This window comes from Streptomyces sp. NBC_01750 (assembly GCF_035918095.1).
Taxonomy (GTDB): Bacteria; Actinomycetota; Actinomycetes; order Streptomycetales; family Streptomycetaceae; genus Streptomyces.
Window position 1 is genome coordinate 68,451 of the sequence record NZ_CP109137.1, and the last position, 16,392, is coordinate 84,842.

Consider the following 16,392-nt stretch of genomic DNA (forward strand, 5'->3'; position numbering starts at 1 on the left):
GGACGGCGACCTTCAGCGGGGACGCCAGGTGCGGATCTCGAGGTGGGTGATGTGGGCGCCTTCGTGGATGCGGCCTGTCTCAACGAGCCACTGTTGGACGGCTGCGGTGACGTCGCCGGCGGCTGCATCGACGCGGCGGGCGAAGTCCGCGGCGTCGAATCCCCCAGTCGAGGCGGAGCCATAGGAGCGTTCTTCGGTGTGGTCGGCGCGCTGGATGACGTCGCGGCGGATGCCGGGTGAGTCGGTACGGCTGCCGGAGGCGAGGATGTAGCCCGTTTTCGGCATGCGCACGGTGAACGCCAACCGCAGGCCTTGGCGGGCTGCTTCGGCGATGAGGGGGCGCAGGCGGGCGGAGCCGGAGGCGATGGCTTGGGCGCCGGCGCGGCCGGTTCCGGTGCCGGTGGGGGTGATGAGGACGGCTTTGGTGCGCACGCGTGCCCGGGTGCCGGAGGCGGTGGTGCGGCGGGTGATGCGGGGGGCGGCGATGTCGGCGAGTTCGCCTACGTCGGTGATGCCGGCGGTCTGGACGGCGGCGAGGACGTGGGTGAGGGCGGGGACGAAGGCGGCGCCTTTGTTTCGTGTGTAGAACTGGGAGACGAGGGAGGGGTCGCGGTTGATGATGCGGGCGATGTCCCGCTTGGTGAGGCCGGCGGCCTGGAGCTGGTCGGCGAGGCGTGCGGCCTCGTTCAGCTGTCGTGCTGTGGGGCGGCGGTTGCGGGGCGGCATCATGCCTGCCCGGTGGTGCGCGTGTGCTGGAGGGCGGCGCGGCCTCTGTCGCGCAGGGTGAGGAGTTCGTCTTCGGTGGTGGGTGCGGGGACCGGGCCGTTCAGCTGGCCTTTGTGGAGGTAGTCGCCGGGTTGGCCGTGGTAGGGCCAGTTGTGGTGCTGGGTGAGGTAGACGGCGTCGGTGCGGAAGGCGACGATGGTGCCCGCAGGGGCGTGGAGGGCGCCGACGTGTGTGTTGTCCTCGCGCATGCGCTGGGAGAGGAGGGCGGCGCGGGCGCCGGACCAGATGCTGGCGGCCCATTCGGGGTGGGCGTTGGGGTCGCGGGTGAAGCCGGTGGGGCGCTGCCAGGTGATGGTGTCGTTGTCGAAGCCGATGATTTCGGCGTCGGGTGGGACGTCGCGCTCCATGGTGCGGGGGGTGGTGCCGGTGACCATGCGGGGGCGTTGGGCGAAGGAGCCGATGCCGTACAGGAGCAGGGCGCGTACCGCGCGGGAGGCGAGGTGGGCGGCGGTGCGCTGGTCCGCATCGCCGTGGAGGTCTGCTTGGGCGGCGAGGCTGCTCCAGGCTTCTTTGAGTTTCCTGGACCAGTCGTCGAGGGGTTTGCCGTCGGCCCAGAGGAGGCCGTCGAGGATTTCGATCTTCCACGGCTGGATGGGGTTGGCGAGTGCGGTGTGGATTTCGGGGCCGCCGGCCCAGGTGGTGAAGGTGGTTTTGGGGGTGCGGGGGTAGTGCCAGGCGCGTTCGCCGGGGGCGGGGGCGGGGAGGATGCCGACGTGGTTCCAGGTGTCGGGGACGGTGACGCGGACGTGCCAGTGGCCGCAGCCGAAGAGGGCCTTGGTCTGTTCCTTCTCGCTCCAGGCGGCGAAACGGGCGGCGGTGACCCGCTCAGGGGTGCCGACGCCACTCTTCCAGGTGTGTTTGGCGTAGGCGAAGGTGCGGTCGTACTCGACCAGGCCGGGGAGCTGCTCGGGCACGTCGGGCGGTGTGATCAGTTCGGTGCGCCCTTGTCCCGCGGTGGCGTGCAGCAGGCCGCGGAGCTCTTCCGAGAGGACCGGGTAGCCGTCGGCGAACTGGCCTTTGGTGGGGATGGTGCGGGTCCACAGGTCGCGGCCGGTCTGGGACGGTGAGCCCATCAGGACGGCGTCGGGCCAGTGGGCGCGCAGCGCCTTCCACAGCAGGACGAACGCGTCCCGCACGATCGGCGGCGCGGCGCCCTGGGCGTCGAACCACTCCCCCACCGACCGGATCTCGACATGTTGTTCGCCGTTTTCGCGCTGGTAGCGGCCGACGGGGTTGCGGGCGTGGACGAAGTGTCCGGCCATGCGGTCCTTGCCGCGGCCGGTGTCGGTGCGCCAGCCCGGGATGGGGGCGTTGAGCCAGGCGGCGACAGCGTCCCGGAGGAACGGGTGAGCCCCGGCCTGGGCGTGCCAGGGATCCCCGGCGGTGATGTAGATCCGCTCCACGCCGTCGGGGATGACGTTGAAGACGGCTTCCAGGATTGCGGCGGCGGTGACCGCGTGCAGATCGAGCCGGATCGTCTGGTCCCGGTGGACCAGCACACCAGTCTCTGTGTCCAGGAAGACGGTGGAGCGGGCCTGCTGGGTGAAGTTGGGATGAGTGGAGGCCAGGTTCGGCGTGTGCGCGAACCAGGCGTCCCCCTCAGGCCCTTCGGGGATCGAGGGCAGGGTGCGTGGCTCTTGCGCTTGCGCCATCAGGGCATCCGGTGCCGGCTCAGGGTGGGCCGGTGGTGCGGGCTCCGGCGGAGGCGTCACGGCCGGCGTGGAGGAGCGGGTGTCGAGGGCCGGGGCGAGCGCACCCGGCACCGCGACAGCCGTGGCAGGCTCGGCAGTTGGGGCGGGCACGTCAACGGCCGCGGGGTGGTCACTGACCGGTGCAGTCACAGTTGTGCCTGCCGGACCGGAGCTGGCGGTGAGCGGCTGCGGGGCGAGGTGGGGGGCGATGCGGACGATGTCGGCGAGGCTGAGCCCGGCCGCAGGTGCAATGCGTTCGGCCTTGGCCTTCTCGTAGCCGGCCAGGGCGAAGATCTGCTTGTCCCGCTGCGCCTCGAGCCGGGCAAGCGTGGCTTGTGCCTTCTTGACCTCGTCGCGCAAGGTGCGCAGCTCGGCGAGAGCGGTGGTGTAGGTCTTCGCGTCCATCACGGTCTCTCCGGGCGGGGTTCAGGAGCGGGTTCGGGTGTTGACGTAGGCGATGGTGCCGCCCGAGTGTGAGACAAGCCGGCTGCCCAGCAGCAGATCAGCGAGCATCCAGTCGGCCTGAGAGGAGGCAGTCACGTGATGGACGGGCGTGGCCAGGTCGGTGACGTAGCCCGCCAGCCGCGCGTGAGGGAAGGCATAGCGGCCCTGGGCGTTCTTCTCCCAGACTTCCAGGCCGGTCAGCACGGCCACCACGTAGCCCGACAGGGTCACCGGCAGGACTCCGGCGGCCGCCACGCTCGGCGCATCGCAACGCCACCAGCCGCGCAGCGCCTTGAGAAGATCAGCAGGAGGGAGCCGAGTCGAGAAGCCGATCCACTGACGGTCCTCTTCTTGTACGCGCCGGGCCGCGTCGACGCGGAGCACGCCTATCTCGCGTGCGGGCAGGTGCTCCAGGGCGGCGGTGGGCCGGTCACGCAGGGCATGGACCGACTCGAGCGGCACCATCACTCGCACACCACGTCGGGACAGGTCAGGCAGCAGATCCGCGCGGACAAGGCGGCGGAAGGTCGTGATGGCGCAGCCGAGTTCCTCAGCGGTTTGCCCCGTCGTCAGCAGCACCTCAACCACCCCCATTCTTCAACCGTAATCAGATATCTGATTCGGTATGTACGTTAGTGGCATAGCCGAGGGAGGGTCAAACGTCTTCTCCAGCCGACGGCGCAGGGGCGAAGACGGGGTCCCTCCTCTCCTGTCGTGACGTCGCGTCAAGCGCCGATCTTCTGGCGTGGTTGGACGTTTTCGGGCACGGGAGCCTCTACGGGGTATCAGGCAAGCGGACCGGCTGGCGGGAGACGTCGTGGGGCAGGAGTCGTGGCTTGGATGGGTGCTCTTCACGGCGGGGCCAGTGGTGGGCACGATGGTGGCGGCGTGCGCCTACCGGTTGCGTGAGCGCTCTCGGTGGGACGGTCTCCTCAGGGTGATTCACACGGCCAGGGGCGGCACTCGGGTGCGGTACCGGTCACTGGACCGGGCGGGACGGGCTGTTGCGGAGTGGGATGTGACGATGGCGAAGGAGAGCCGGGATGAGCGCAGGCTCTGACGACTGTCTCCCGCCATCTGGGCCGGAAGAGACACCTGAGCTGGCGCGGGCATGGAAAGAGTTCGAGGACGTGTATCACACGCATGTCGGCGAAGTGTTGCGGGCGGCCACGTTGGCATCGCTCGGGTCGCGCAGCGACGGGTGGGATGCCACCCATCAAGCATTCGAGCAGGCTTGGCGGCGGATGCTCTCTCCCGACGGCCCGCCAGTGCACAACTGGGGTGCCTGGCTGCGACGATCAGCCGTCAGGTTCGCCCTGCGCTCGCGCCCTACCAGGGAGGTGGTTTCGCTCGAGGACACCGATCGGCCCGCGTCCGATGCCCCTCTCGATGACCAGGTGATAGCCAAGGAGTCCTGGAGGCAAGTGGTCACGGCACTGGGGCAGCTGTCAGCACGGCGGAGGGAAGCCGTGGTCCTGCGTTTCATTGCCGGCTACTCAACTGCGGAAACGGCGCAGATCATGGGTGTAGACGGCGGGACGGTGCGGAGTCTGGTGGAGCAGGCGAGGGCCTTCATACTGAACAGGACACGGCAGGAGGGCGACGATGGCTGAGAGACCAGCGGACGACGACGCCCTGTTGGCGCGAATCCTTGCGGAGGCTGAAGGCGGTATTCGTAGTCCCGGGCCGGGTGAACGGCAGAAAGGTCTGGAACGGCTGCGGCGAAAGCTCATGAAGGCGCCGGAGGGCGACGTCACACCTCGTTCCGCACCCAAGCGCGCTTCTTCGGCGGCTACCGGATCCGGACTGGAGGATCCCGCAGAGCCGGATCGCAATGAGCTTCGCGTTGCCTCCGAGTCCGCTCAGGAAGAGGGGCATCGGATCGTCACGTTGTCGCCCACCAGTTACAGCGATGTCCGCGCCATCGGTGAGCTGTTCCGGGATGGCGTTCCGGTCCTCATCAACCTGACCTCCATGGAGACCTCAGCCGCCAAGCGCGTGGTGGACTTCGTGGCCGGTCTGGCCTTCGGCCTGCACGGCTCCCTCGACCGCGTGGCGCCTCGGGTCTTCCTGCTGGCCCCTGCGCAAACCCAGGCCGTCAGCGGGCAAGCCCCGGGCCGTTCGCAGGACGGCCTCCTCCAAAGGATCCACGAGCCCACCGAGCGCACCATCTCGGAGGAGGAGGAATGGGACTCTGAAGTCGGCGCCGGGCCCTGGAATGTCCGACGCCGACCGTGACAGGGACGCCGAACGCAGGACGGTGCATGAGGCGGTAGGGCCTCGCAGGCTGCAGGCCAGGCCGTACACGTCCTGTCTGATGTCGCTGGTGACCTCCTGTCGACCATAGCGGTGGGTGAGGGGCCGGTGCCGACCGAGTGGTGGGTCGGCTCGCCGGCGCCGCCGGGTCGGTGTCGGCGAGCCTCGACGGCGTTCAGGCGTACAGCACAACCATCCCTCCGCTGGCCACGGCGAGTAGGGAGGAGTCCGGGGAGAACACCACGGACGAGATGCTCCCCTCGTGTCCGGTGAGGGGGTCGCCGATGGGAGTGCGGGTGGCTGGGTCCCACAGCCGCACGGTCCCGTCCTCACTTGTGGTGGCGAGGATGAGTCCGTCGGCGGAGAACGCCAGTGACGAGACGCCCCCGATATGGGTGAGGGGGTCGCCAATGGGGATGCGGCTGGCCGAGTCCCACAGCTGTAGCGCCGCGTTCGCGTGACCGGTGGCGAGGGTGCGCCCGTCGGGGGAGAACGCCACTGACCAAACTGGAGCCTTGTGGGTGAAGGGGTCGCCGACGGGGAGGCGGGTGGCTGGGTCCCACAGCCGCACGGTCGCATCGATGCCTACAGTGGCCAGGATGCCTCCGTCCGGGGAGAACGCCAGCGACGGAACCCACTGGTCGTGTCCGGTGAGAGGGTCGCCGATGGGAGTGCGGGTGGCTGGGTCCCACAGCCGCACGGTCCCGTCCTCACTTGTGGTGGCGAGGATGAGTCCGTCCGGGGAGAACGCCACGGACCAGATGCGCCCGTCGTGTCCAGTGAGAGGTGCCATCAGGGTGCGGGTCGCCGGGTCCCACAGCCGCACGGTCCCGTCCTCACTTGTGGTGGCGAGGATGAGTCCGTCCGGGGAGAACGCCACGGACCAGATGCGCCCGTCGTGTCCAGTGAGAGGTGCCATCAGGGTGCGGGTCGCCGGGTCCCACAACCGTACGAGTCCCTCGTCGCTGCCGGTCGCGAGCAGGCGTCCGTCCGGAGAGAAAGCGGCGTCCCGAACACCGTCTCGGTGTTCGAGTGGCGGGGCGAGCTCAAGGGAACGACCGTGTCGCATGCCGTGGAGGACCGCCCGGGCGGCGAGCGGCATCGCGTCGTGCCTTCCCGGCAGCGTGCCAGCAGCGTGCCAAAGCCGCATGGTTCCGTCGACGCTGCCAGCGGCGAGGAGGTGTCCGTCCGGCGAGAACGCTACCGAGCGGACGTCGCTTGTGTGGCTGAGGGGGTCGCCGACAGGGGTGCGGGTGGCTGGATCCCACAGCCGCACCGTTCCACCATGGACCCCGACGGCGAGGAGTTGCCCGTCCGGCGAGAACGCCACCGACCACACGACCTGCTCGTGGTGGAGGGGCTCGCCGACGGGCATGCGGGTGACCGGATCCCACAACCGCACGGTCTTGTTCGAGTGGGCGACGGCGAGCAAGCGCCCGTCCGGGGAGAACGCCAGCGACTCGACCCACTCGCCGTGGTCGGCACGGGGGGCGCGTGTGAGGGGCTCGCCGACAGGGGCGCAGGTTGCCGGATTCCACAGCCGCACCGTTCCGTCCTGGCCCCCGGACGCGAGCAGTTGTCCGTCCGGGGAGAACGCCAGTGACAAGACCAGCTTGCCTTGACCGGTGAGGGGATCACCGACGGGTACCCATGTGATCGGCTCCCACAACTGCACACTCCCGTCCCCCAAGGCGGTAGAAAGCAAGCGCCCGTCCGGAGAGAACGCCAGCGATAGCACTGCCCTGTGGCTGGTAAGAGGGTCGCCGACCGGGGTACGGGTGACCGGATCCCACAACTGCACAGTTCGATAGTCGGCAGTAGCCAGTAGGCGCCCGTCTGGCGAGAACGCCAGCGATACCGCCGTGTCATTGCCGGTCTGGATAAGTGGGGCGCCAAGGGGAGCGCGGGTGAGGGGATCCCACAGCCGCGCGGTTCCACTGTGGCTGCCGGTGGCGAGCGACCGCCCGTCCGGGGAGAACACCACTGACATGACCGCCGCATCGCAACTGGCGAAGGTGTCAGCCAGGACGAAGCCAGCGCTTGATTCCAGTGGCGACTGAGAAATTCCAGCCGGTTCAGGCGACGTGCCCGTGAGGTCTGTTAGAGCTCCGGGCTCCGCGTGGGCACAGGACGGGACCGTCTCCGACTCAAACACTTGTCGGGGCATGGTGTGTTCCCCATCAGCGACGGTGCGTCGGCGCGCGGCGCGAACTTCCTCGAGTGCCACCCAGCGTCCCCGCCACGGTTCCAAAGCCGGGTCCTGGCGCGCGGGCGGGTCTACCTCCTCGCCATCCCGGTAGGACAGCACCGTGCGCACGAGCCACAGCAGTCGGTCCAGGGACGAGGGGCCCCGCCGGCCCCCGAACACCTCGCTCATGGACCCCTTCGAGATTGCACACCGCGCCCCGAACAGCCTCTCCCCACGCGCCCGGATCCGGTCGTAGGACGGGGCACCACGCCGGCGCTTGAGGTCGGTGAGCTCCTGCCCCAGCTCCCGCAGCGCGCCCTCGTACCTGTGATCGCTGTCCGCGCCGATAAGTGCCATGCCGCCCCCTTCTCCCCATGGACAACACAGTAGGACCGCTGGCGCTGAACAGCGCGGAACTCACCTGAACACTGCGGAACACGATGCCAGTTGTTCGAAACCGCGTGCCCACTGGTCGAAGTTCGACGGGACTGTTCGACCTGTGCAGGTCAGCGACCTGCGCGAGGCCAAGGTAAAGGCATGACGCAAATGACGCCGCCGCTGGCGAACCCCGACACTGCAAACAGCTCCGCGCCGGAGCCGCCGTTCGTCTCCCTGCACACCGCCGTCGTCCTGCTGACCGCGCTCGTCATCGGGCTCGTGATTGGCGGCCTGACCGCGCTTGCCGACGCCCCAATCGCGGTCGCTGTGCTGGCTGGCCTCACTGGGGCCGGCCCCAGCGTGCCCGCCCTACGCTCCCTCATCGACAGGCACCGTTGAGTACCTATCCGGTCTGCGACCTCCCGGGCGCCGAGTCCCCTCTGTGCTTGGCACAGACGCGAGCGCGGCCGACGGTCGGCACTGGTACGTGCGGCACCGACAACGGCCCTGGACACGAAGCATTTGGGATTCGCAGGGAAAGCACTGGAGTTGGGAGCACGCGTGCCGCACTGGCGTGGGCCTTGGCGATTAGCACTTCCATTCAAATGGAAGTTAGGATCGCGGCCCATGGCCGGTCGACCAGCAGCAAGTCCTCAGGAACGAGCCCGCGCACGGGCCTTGGCTCAACAGATCCGCTCCCTGCGCACAGCTCGCGGGTGGACACGTGAACGTTTGGCCAAGGAAGCCGGGCTGCATACGCGGACCCTGGTACGGCTGGAGAGCGAAGGCCCGATCCAGCCGGGCTTCTTCACTGTAGGAGCTCTCGCCCAGGCGCTAGAAGTCTCGCTCGATGATCTCCTGCGGACGGCACAGCTGGAACCTGGACTGTGGTCGGCGGGCTACGAAGGCAGAAGCATCGACTCCTTCGTCGCAGCCCTGGTAGATGCACAGATCGATACCGTCGCTGACGTCCGGCTGACACCGATCAGCCGTAAGCCGGGCTTCAGCAAGACGCGTCTGCGCGACGCCCTGGCAGCAGCAGGCATCGAGTACACGCATCTGCGCGGGCTGGGGAATCCGAAAGAGAATCGCGCCCCGTTCTGGGAGGGACGCGTGGCGGAGGGTCGCGCCACCTTCCGTGGCCTGCTGCGCGCGGACGCCGCTGCTGAGAACCTGGCTGACCTGACTGAGCGGGCACGGTCGTCGCGGGTTGCGGTCCTGTGTTTCGAGCAGGACGAGCAGTGCTGTCACCGCAAGGTGGTACTGGATGTCGTCGGGCGGGCCGCTGGGGTGTCCGTTCTCCCGCTGGCCTGAGCTCTTGGCAGTCACGTATGCCCTCTTGCGCCGGAAGGCCCCTTCTCTTCCAATCTGACCAGGAGTGCCTCGTCGGAGAAGGGGAGTCCGTGGCGGGAAAACGGCAACGCGCCCGGATCATGATCACCGTCAAGACGTATCCGGAACTGTCCGCGAAGTACCGGGAAACCAGCTGCGTGGCCGGCATCCGGCTCGACCTGGATACACCCCGGCAAGTGCGCCTGTTCCCGGTCCCCTACCGGCTGTTGGCCGAGGAGAGCCAGTTCGCGAAGTACTCCGTGATCGAGGTGGACGTCCAGCAGCACGACCGCGACCGGCGCCCCGAGAGTTTGCGGCCTGACCTCGACACGCTGAAGGTTGTCGTCGACCGGATACCCACCGACGACGGGTGGGCTGAACGCTTCCGGCACCTCAGGCCGCTCGTTGCGCCTTCACTGTGCGCCATCAGACGCGAACAGGAAGCGCACGGATCGCATCTGCGGTGCGGGGGTTCGACGAAGTCCGGAACGACCTGAGGTGCCGGACTCGCGCCGCGTACCGGGCAGGGGAAGCAGCGGAGATCCTCGTCAAGAGAGTCTCCGGACGGATTCCGGAGGATGAGGTACTCGGACTCCTCAGGGCCCACGATGAGGCCGAGAAGGCGACGAAGCTGATCGCTCAGCTCTTCCACGACCCAGAGCACAAGGTGTGGGTCGGGATCTCCGACAGCAACCGGCTGCTCCTGCACCTGTTCCCGTCGTTCAGCCAGGAAATCAACTATGAGGAATGGCTACGCTCTGACGACGACGGAGACTGGGGCCCAGACCCGTGGGGCTATCGCGCGGGTGTGGAAGTAGCAGGGAAATTCCTAGCCACACTGGCGCCCCACTACACAGCCTTCTGCAGCGGCGAGCAGGCAACAGCCGTCCACCTGGCCCCGTCCGAACCGCCGTACCCGGGAATGGTGCGCATCGAGCCCTTGCCTACCCAGCCGTCGGCCGAGACAGCGTGACCCCGGTGCTGTCCCGCCTTGCACCAACCCCCGGATAGGCCGCAGCGGCCGCGAGTTTGGCATCCGGGCGCCAAGACCATCACCGCGGAGCTTGCCGACAACCAGCTCGTCGTCCGCTTCGACGACGCGCTGCTGAATCTGTGATGCCAGCTCCCGTGCCAGCACTTGGAAGCCCCGACCGTGCCCCTCGAAAAGGTGGCAGGCGGTCGTCAGCCCTTGATCTAAGGCGCGCACTGTGCCGTCCGCATTCGTATCGGAAGCGAAGGAAGTTCATTGTGAGCAAGCGAAAGAAGCCCGGGCGGCAGTCCAGGGCAGGCTTCACCGGCCGCCGGACCGTGGTGGCCGACATGCTCGAAATCGGTGCCGCGCACGGCAGCTTGACGATGCGCGCGGGACGCGACGACGGGCAGCTCGTCTGCATCGTTCTGCCGGCACCGGTGCTGCCGAGCTTCATGAAGAATCTCGGTCACGCCCGCCTCGACGCGGAGGAGGAGTACTGGAGCGTGATTCACCACGTCACCACCTCCACTCCTGTGAGCGGCCCGGACGGCATCCCGCGTGCCATCGAGAAATGGCTGCTGGCGCAGAACTGGAGCAAGGTGCTCGCTGCCGCGGCGGGCGACGCACCCGACTCTCTGGCACTGATCACGCACGCGGGCCACATCGGGCTGCGGCTGGCGCCCCCGTATACAACGGGCAGGGCCTTGGCCATCTTCGACCCTATGCAGTTCCAGCGGCTGGAACAGAGCCTGCTTCACGCCTGCCGCGAAGCACACGAGCAAGCGGTGAACGGCACTGGCCATCCCCTCGAAACAGCCGCGCTGGCCCTGCGACACATCTCGTCTCAGCCCTGGCCGCCCCCCGCGCAGCCCACACTGCCGACTCAGCAGGAAGCTGCCGCATTCATGCAGAAGAGATACGAGGCGTCGATCTGGAGTCTTCCGACACAACCTGAGGCGACGAAAAGGAGGGCCGAGGCGTCGTCGACTGGCAGGTCGAAGCAGGACTCGCTCCCAACAGAGGCTTCGGCGTGACACGTCCAGCCGTTTCCGCATCCGCGCCGACCAGCAACCGGAACCTTGTTCCGGACGCGCCGAGGCCGGACAAGGGTTCTAGGGCTTCCGCAACGTACCCACGCGTGCTGCCGATCGCTGAGACTGCCGCTGCCCCTGCCCGCCGCACCCTGGTCCCCCGGGGAACGGCGGGCAGTGGTTCCTGCGCCCTGGGCAGCCTCCGTGAGGGCCTGGCGCCACGCCAGGGTTCCGGCGTCACGGGTCACACGCGGCCGGTCCCAGGGGCCACCGACGTACTCCACCAGGCCAGCACCACCGCCGCCGCCGGAGGTGCACGAGCCGGAGGCGGTCGTCCAGCGGAAGAATGGATGCTGAGGAATCCGACCCGTTGAGGATCAGTCCGTGAGGACTTGCCGGGCGGAGTCTGCGCTCCACAGCCATGCGGTGGCCTGGTAGCCCTTGGCCACGGCGAGGACTTGTGTGAAGGCTTCTTCGTCGAAGGGGCCTTCGCCAGGGGTGCCGTCGCGGAGGGCGCGGTCGTCGAGGGGACCGCGGTCGGCGGTTGCATATCCGGGGCGGAAGACGTTCTCGTAGAGCCAGTCGGAAACGGCCACGACGAGGTCGGCCTTCTCGTTGTTCTCCAGAGCATCCCGTAGCTGTCGGCCGTCTACCAGGCGGCAGAACCTCACCACCGTGGGGCCGGAGAAGCCAAGCGCCGAGCGGGCGACGGGCCCGATGTCGCACGCCATACGGCATCGGATTCTGTCCGCGTGGCCACTGTTGTCCCTGGCCAGATGCCCGGCCACGCCAGTCATCAGCCGGGGAAGGAGATCGACGCAGTCCATTTCGGCAGGCAGGACCACGTTCATGCCGTCACCCGTGGGCTGGACGTCTGTCCGCTCATCGGGAACGCCGGCCTCGTGCAGCACTTGGCGGACGAGTTGGGCCACTCGGTCCTGTACCTCGTTCTGCCGGGGGCCGGAGCGGGTGCTGTAGCCCTCGACGTCGAGGGCGAAGCCAAGCCTGATCTGACGCCGGCCAGTGACGTCAGCCGAAGCCGGACGGGGTTCGGGGGGCCTGCCGAGGGGAAGTTGGACGACGAACGCTGCGGGTCTGCCCTTCGGCGAGAACCCCATGTCTTGGAACGGTGTCAGAGCGTAAGCGGCGTCGGACCGTACTTTCAGTTCACGCAGGCCGGAGGGGACCAGCAGCAGGAGCCAGCCGCTGCGCGAGCCAATAGGGACCCCGTGGGTGTCTCCTGTGTGGCGCCACCGTACTGAGGTGCTGCCGATTCCGAGCGCTTCGATGGTCGGTGTGAGCGCCGGAACGACAAGGTCGTTCATCACCATGTCACCAGAGCAGCCGGTCCGGGAGGTGGCATCGGGATTGGCGATGAAGGCGAGATGTCTGGTCACTGCGTATCTGCGGGCGGGTTCGGGCAAGCCGACGGCCTTCGGCACCATGTCGGCTACGTACACTCCGCTGTCCTCGAATGTGAACCCGAACTCCATCCACTGTGGCGGTGAGGAGGACGGACGTAAGGCCAGGTCGGTGTTCACTTTGATGACGTAGACGTCATGGTCACGGAAATCCGCGGGCACCGGCGTGACGGCATGGATCTGCCAGCCCTGAAATTTGACGGCGCCGATGTCGACCTTTTGGGGAGCCGTGTCGAACGAACGGCTGCTGTCGTCGACGAGGACGAGTTCCACCTCAGCCACGTGGTCCACGGAACCCCCTCCGGCGTCTGGCCACTCCACGGCAGTGACGGTGTTGGGACGGTACAAGGGCGAAGGGGCGAAGTGTATGGGCAGGAACTCCGAGACAGACGAACCCGGCCCAGTGCCGAGGGTGCAGTCCTTCCGACCAAGCCTTCCTCTGCGCTTGCTGAAGCGCGTGCGCCGGCGAGGCGCCGGCAGCAAGGCGGCGGTAGAACTCCTGGATCACCGTCCGGGTCGTTCCGTCCGGAACGCGCCACAGGCTCATGACGACGACTCTGGCTCCGGCCTGGCGGAAGGCGTGACCGGCCGACCAGGGCACATCGCCCGCCCCGACCTCGCCGAGTCCGGTCTCGCATGCGCTGAGTACGACCAGAGCCGTGTCTTTCAGGGAGAGTCCGGCGATGTCGGATCCCAGGAGCAGGCCGTCACCCGGTTTCGGCAGACTCTCACCCGTGGATTCCCACAGCGCCGCGTTGGCCAACGCCACTCCGCAGCGATGCCACGGCTTGTCCGAGTGCGTGAGGAGCTCGAATCCGCGGAATCGGCCGAGGTGGTTCACGTTGGGGAGACCCCTACTGGCGACTTCCCGACGGCGGACGGCGAAGGCGTGGGTGGCCAGATGCAGAACACGCGGCGACCGGACATTGCGCAGCAGCATGTCGGTGGCGTCGAGGCCCGTCGTGACGGCGACTCCGAGGAGTGATGCCACGATCTTCCCCTCCTCGAGGGCGTGGGGAAGCGGCGCGAAGACTGTCCGTTTCCGTTTACCGTCCGGTGCGCCGAAAGCCGGGTCCGCGACGACCAGGGGATCCCCGGCGCCGACCGCCGGCGAGTCGTCCGTCGTCGGTTCCAGACCGTGGTTGACGAAGGTGAGGGTGGCATCGGTCAGCCATGGACTGCCGTCGGTATTGGGCAGAGCGGCGAACGGTGCCAGCCACAGTTCGGAATCGGGAGCGATGATGACTCGGCGGGCCCGGGACACGAGGGGGCGCAGAGGCTCGAGTACGGCTGCGGCCAGAGCACATGATGCCCAACCCCTCACGTTGGAGGGCGGCTCCGGGAGGTGGGGAGGGTCAGGGTTTTCGGTCTTGCCGGCCGATGCCTGAAGTCCGTACAAGCGATGCAACTGCTCCTGCGGAAACGTACTCGTGCCGTTGCTGAGGTCCCACATCAACTGCCGGAACGAGACGGCGTCAATGGTGACCGTGTGCTCGATGAGCTGATGCGAGCGGCTGTAGGTCACCTGCATCTGTGCGGTCACGGGTGGCCCGTCGGACCCGTCGTCCTCGGCTTCGAACAGGCGACGCATCTCCGCGACGGGCATGGAGACGCAACCGCCGTGATAGGAGGCCAGCCCGGACATTTCCTCCCGCACGTCTGCAACGCAGTCGTCGATCTCTTTGGCGAGCCCGACGTCGACGAGGGTGACCCGACGGTCGTCGGCCCAGCCTCCGAGCGCGAAGCAGGCGTACCTGTCGGGCAGTTGCCCCGCAGATTCCAGCGGGGCGGTGAAGTCGTGAGGCGCGTAGCGCAAGAACTCGAGGAGGACGCCATCGGCCGGCAGCCGGCTCCAGGTCTCCGACAGACGGGGAAACAGCGGGCCGGCTCGCGGCGGTTCGACCTTGGTGAGTGCAGCCGTGATCGCTTTCCAGGTCATGACCTGCCGCATGGCAGAAGCGGTGATCTTCGGATTGGACGCCATCAGCGCCAGGGACACAGACAGGCCCACCGCTTCGCCGAGCCAGGACGCGGCATTACGCCGCACCTCCAGCGAGCCCGTGTACGCACGATACGCGTTGGCGGCCACCACGATGAAGGAAGATCGGAAGGAGGCCGCGGCTTGTTCGAGCTTGCCGCGGGCAACGCGGATCTTGCCCAGCTTCTCCAGACAGGTGGACCGTCGGAGGTCGTCCACGGGGAACAGGCCGGCAGCTTTGCGAAGCGCGATCTCCGCCTCGATCAGCGCATCCCGGCCCATCAGTTCCGCGCCGTGCTGCAGGAGTCGAGAGGCACGGTCGGCCACACCGTCGTCCATAACCCCTCCCCCTGGCGGTAGGACGATCTGCGGTACGGCAGAAGTGTCCGATTGTGCCGAAGTCCTGTCATAGCGTAGTCGAAGGGATCAGCCCACGGGCGGTAACGAGAGGGGGCGTTGGCCTTGTCGAGCTCCAGCACATCTGGCCGGCGTGGACCGTGGCCACCTAACAGTCTGATGTACGCACTTCCCGCGGAAACCGGAGATGCTCTGCTCACCCTCGGCTCCCGGCACCGCTATGCGGACGGGCAGCAATTGCTGACGGAAGGGGACAGCACCACACATGCGATCCTGCTCCTCGACGCGTCCGTCAAGGTCAGTGCCACGACCGCGGACGGCCGGTCGACGCTGCTGGCAGTACGTCACAGCGGCGATCTGGTCGGAGAGATGGCGGCACTCGACGGGCGGCCTCGCGTGGCCACAGTGACGGCTGTCGGTACTGCAAAGGTCCAGGCCATTTCCCAGCAGGAGTTCCGGACCTTCCTGCACCGGCACCCGCTGGCAGCGGCCGCCGTCAGTCGGCAAGTCGTCGAGCGGCTGCGGGCCGCCACACGGCGACGGGTCGACTTCGCAGGCGTACCCGTACAGGTGAGGCTGTGCCGGGTATTGGCGGAGTGGTGCGAGGAGAACGGCAGCCAGACTCCCTGCCGCGTCGGGCTCACGCAGTACGAGTTGGCCACGCTGATAGGAGCCGCCGAGGTGAGTGTCAGCCGTGCCCTGCGCACGCTCGCCCAGGACGGTGTCATCCGGACGGGATACCGGTGGATCGAGATCCCCGACTGCACCGCGATCCGGCAGCTGGGAAACAGGAGGCCGTAGTCGCCACCGCACCGGGTCGCCGCGATTCCGTCTTCTGATGGAGACGGCGCGCCCAAGGAACCGGCAACCTCATGACAGCGATCAGGAAACCTGCGAATGCCGCTGCCAGGAGGGCTGATGGGCGCAGAAGATTTTGGACCACTGGGTAGCTCCTTCGAGTTCATCCATAAAAACCTCGACTCCTTCAAGATCAAGCAGGAGGTCGACAAGCGGGGCATCCACGGGTACATCGACCACTGTGCCCGCCTGGCGGCGGCCACGGGTGTCGCTGCCGGGTCCGGCGGGGGTCTGACCCTGGCACTGGGCATTCCGGCGGACATCGCCAACACCGTGGCCCAGCAGTTCAAGGTCACCCTGGCGGTGATCTACCACCGCACCGGCCGGTACGCGGTCAGCTTCGAGGAGTTCATGAAGATCGTCGCGTTGTCGGTCGGCGTGGAAGCCAGTGCCACGGGCCTGAAGTACCTGGTCAGCAAGGTGGCGCAGGAGGTACTGAAGCGGCTGAGCGCCCGCGTGGTGGGCCGGCTCATTCCCCTCGTGGGGGCTGTCGTGGGGGGAACGCTGAACTACGCCTTCATCAAGGGGATCGGATCGTCCCTGCTCGTCTTCGCCGACGACATCTTCGACGACCGCACGGAGGGCGGATCGGGGTCCCTGACGGCCGCATAGGCCCGGCCAAGGCACCCCCGGCTGCACCTCCCATGGGGTCAGCCGCTATCCAGCTCCGTTCGCACCACATCGGCACGACCCGGGATC

Annotated in this window: 15 protein-coding genes and 2 pseudogenes; 10 read left to right on the forward strand and 7 right to left on the reverse strand. The window is 67.8% G+C overall.

Features of this window, described 5'->3' with window-relative positions; translation table 11 throughout:
• Positions 1–12 precede the first annotated feature (12 nt).
• From OG966_RS00250 to OG966_RS00260, 3 genes are read right to left on the reverse strand one after another with little or no spacing between them, the layout of a single operon-like run.
• Positions 13–726 carry a helix-turn-helix domain containing protein gene (locus OG966_RS00250; RefSeq protein ID WP_326655027.1) on the reverse strand — a complete coding sequence of 238 codons (714 nt, stop codon included), beginning with the start codon at positions 724–726 and terminating at the stop codon, positions 13–15.
• Positions 726–2,882 (reverse strand): hypothetical protein, encoded by a 2,157-nt coding sequence (locus OG966_RS00255; RefSeq protein WP_326647235.1) that lies wholly within the window; start codon positions 2,880–2,882, stop codon positions 726–728. Before OG966_RS00255 ends, OG966_RS00250 begins: the two co-directional genes overlap by 1 nt.
• Positions 2,883–2,903: 21 nt before the next feature.
• A complete protein-coding gene (locus OG966_RS00260; RefSeq protein ID WP_326647236.1) occupies positions 2,904–3,515 on the reverse strand; it encodes a DNA-binding protein in 612 nt (203 codons plus the stop codon).
• Between the two features lie 449 nt (positions 3,516–3,964).
• Here OG966_RS00260 and OG966_RS00265 point away from each other — a divergent pair, with 449 nt between their 5' ends.
• Both OG966_RS00265 and OG966_RS00270 read left to right on the forward strand, forming a co-directional pair.
• Positions 3,965–4,534, forward strand: coding sequence for an RNA polymerase sigma factor (locus OG966_RS00265; RefSeq protein ID WP_326647237.1), 570 nt, complete (start codon positions 3,965–3,967; stop codon positions 4,532–4,534).
• Positions 4,535–4,652: 118 nt separating this feature from the next.
• Positions 4,653–5,066 (forward strand): annotated as a pseudogene (locus OG966_RS00270) (cell division protein SepF); the annotation flags it as partial.
• A gap of 286 nt (positions 5,067–5,352) precedes the next feature.
• On the opposite strand, the gene OG966_RS00275 reads toward OG966_RS00270, so the two are convergent.
• A complete protein-coding gene (locus tag OG966_RS00275; RefSeq protein ID WP_326647238.1) occupies positions 5,353–6,846 on the reverse strand; it encodes a WD40 repeat domain-containing protein in 1,494 nt (497 codons plus the stop codon).
• Positions 6,847–6,852: 6 nt separating this feature from the next.
• Positions 6,853–7,722: pseudogene (locus tag OG966_RS40580) on the reverse strand (WD40 repeat domain-containing protein); the annotation flags it as partial.
• A 180-nt stretch (positions 7,723–7,902) separates the two neighbouring features.
• Between OG966_RS40580 and OG966_RS00280 the strand changes: the two are divergent.
• The 6 genes from OG966_RS00280 to OG966_RS00305 all read left to right on the forward strand — a co-directional run bounded on the left by OG966_RS00280 (position 7,903) and on the right by OG966_RS00305 (position 11,082).
• Positions 7,903–8,142, forward strand: a complete 240-nt coding sequence (locus OG966_RS00280) for a hypothetical protein (protein ID WP_326647239.1) — start codon at positions 7,903–7,905, stop codon at positions 8,140–8,142.
• Positions 8,143–8,370: 228 nt separating this feature from the next.
• Positions 8,371–9,057 (forward strand): DUF488 family protein, N3 subclade, encoded by a 687-nt coding sequence (locus OG966_RS00285; RefSeq protein ID WP_326647240.1) that lies wholly within the window; start codon positions 8,371–8,373, stop codon positions 9,055–9,057.
• 89 nt (positions 9,058–9,146) lie between these two features.
• On the forward strand, positions 9,147–9,572 hold the full coding sequence (locus OG966_RS00290) for a hypothetical protein (RefSeq protein WP_326647241.1): 426 nt from the start codon (positions 9,147–9,149) through the stop codon (positions 9,570–9,572).
• Positions 9,539–10,048, forward strand: coding sequence for a hypothetical protein (locus OG966_RS00295; protein ID WP_326647243.1), 510 nt, complete (start codon positions 9,539–9,541; stop codon positions 10,046–10,048). The genes OG966_RS00290 and OG966_RS00295 overlap by 34 nt, the downstream gene beginning before the upstream one ends.
• Positions 10,049–10,066: 18 nt before the next feature.
• Positions 10,067–10,192: a hypothetical protein gene (locus OG966_RS00300; protein WP_326647244.1), complete on the forward strand. Its 126-nt coding sequence runs from the start codon at positions 10,067–10,069 to the stop codon at positions 10,190–10,192.
• 203 nt (positions 10,193–10,395) lie between these two features.
• The gene (locus tag OG966_RS00305) at positions 10,396–11,082 is read left to right on the forward strand and encodes a hypothetical protein (RefSeq protein ID WP_326647246.1); all 687 of its coding nucleotides are present in this window, start codon (positions 10,396–10,398) and stop codon (positions 11,080–11,082) included.
• A gap of 374 nt (positions 11,083–11,456) precedes the next feature.
• On the opposite strand, the gene OG966_RS00310 is transcribed toward OG966_RS00305, so the two are convergent.
• Both OG966_RS00310 and OG966_RS00315 read right to left on the reverse strand, forming a co-directional pair.
• Entirely contained in the window at positions 11,457–12,782 is a 1,326-nt protein-coding gene (locus OG966_RS00310) for a hypothetical protein (protein ID WP_326647247.1), read from the reverse strand.
• Positions 12,775–14,817, reverse strand: coding sequence for a CHAT domain-containing protein (locus tag OG966_RS00315; RefSeq protein WP_326647248.1), 2,043 nt, complete (start codon positions 14,815–14,817; stop codon positions 12,775–12,777). Before OG966_RS00315 ends, OG966_RS00310 begins: the two co-directional genes overlap by 8 nt.
• Before the next feature lie 177 nt (positions 14,818–14,994).
• Between OG966_RS00315 and OG966_RS00320 the strand changes: the two genes are divergently transcribed.
• Both OG966_RS00320 and OG966_RS00325 read left to right on the forward strand, forming a co-directional pair.
• Positions 14,995–15,636: a Crp/Fnr family transcriptional regulator gene (locus OG966_RS00320; protein WP_326647249.1), complete on the forward strand. Its 642-nt coding sequence runs from the start codon at positions 14,995–14,997 to the stop codon at positions 15,634–15,636.
• A 117-nt stretch (positions 15,637–15,753) separates the two neighbouring features.
• Positions 15,754–16,305 (forward strand): hypothetical protein, encoded by a 552-nt coding sequence (locus OG966_RS00325; protein WP_326647250.1) that lies wholly within the window; start codon positions 15,754–15,756, stop codon positions 16,303–16,305.
• Positions 16,306–16,392 lie beyond the last annotated feature (87 nt).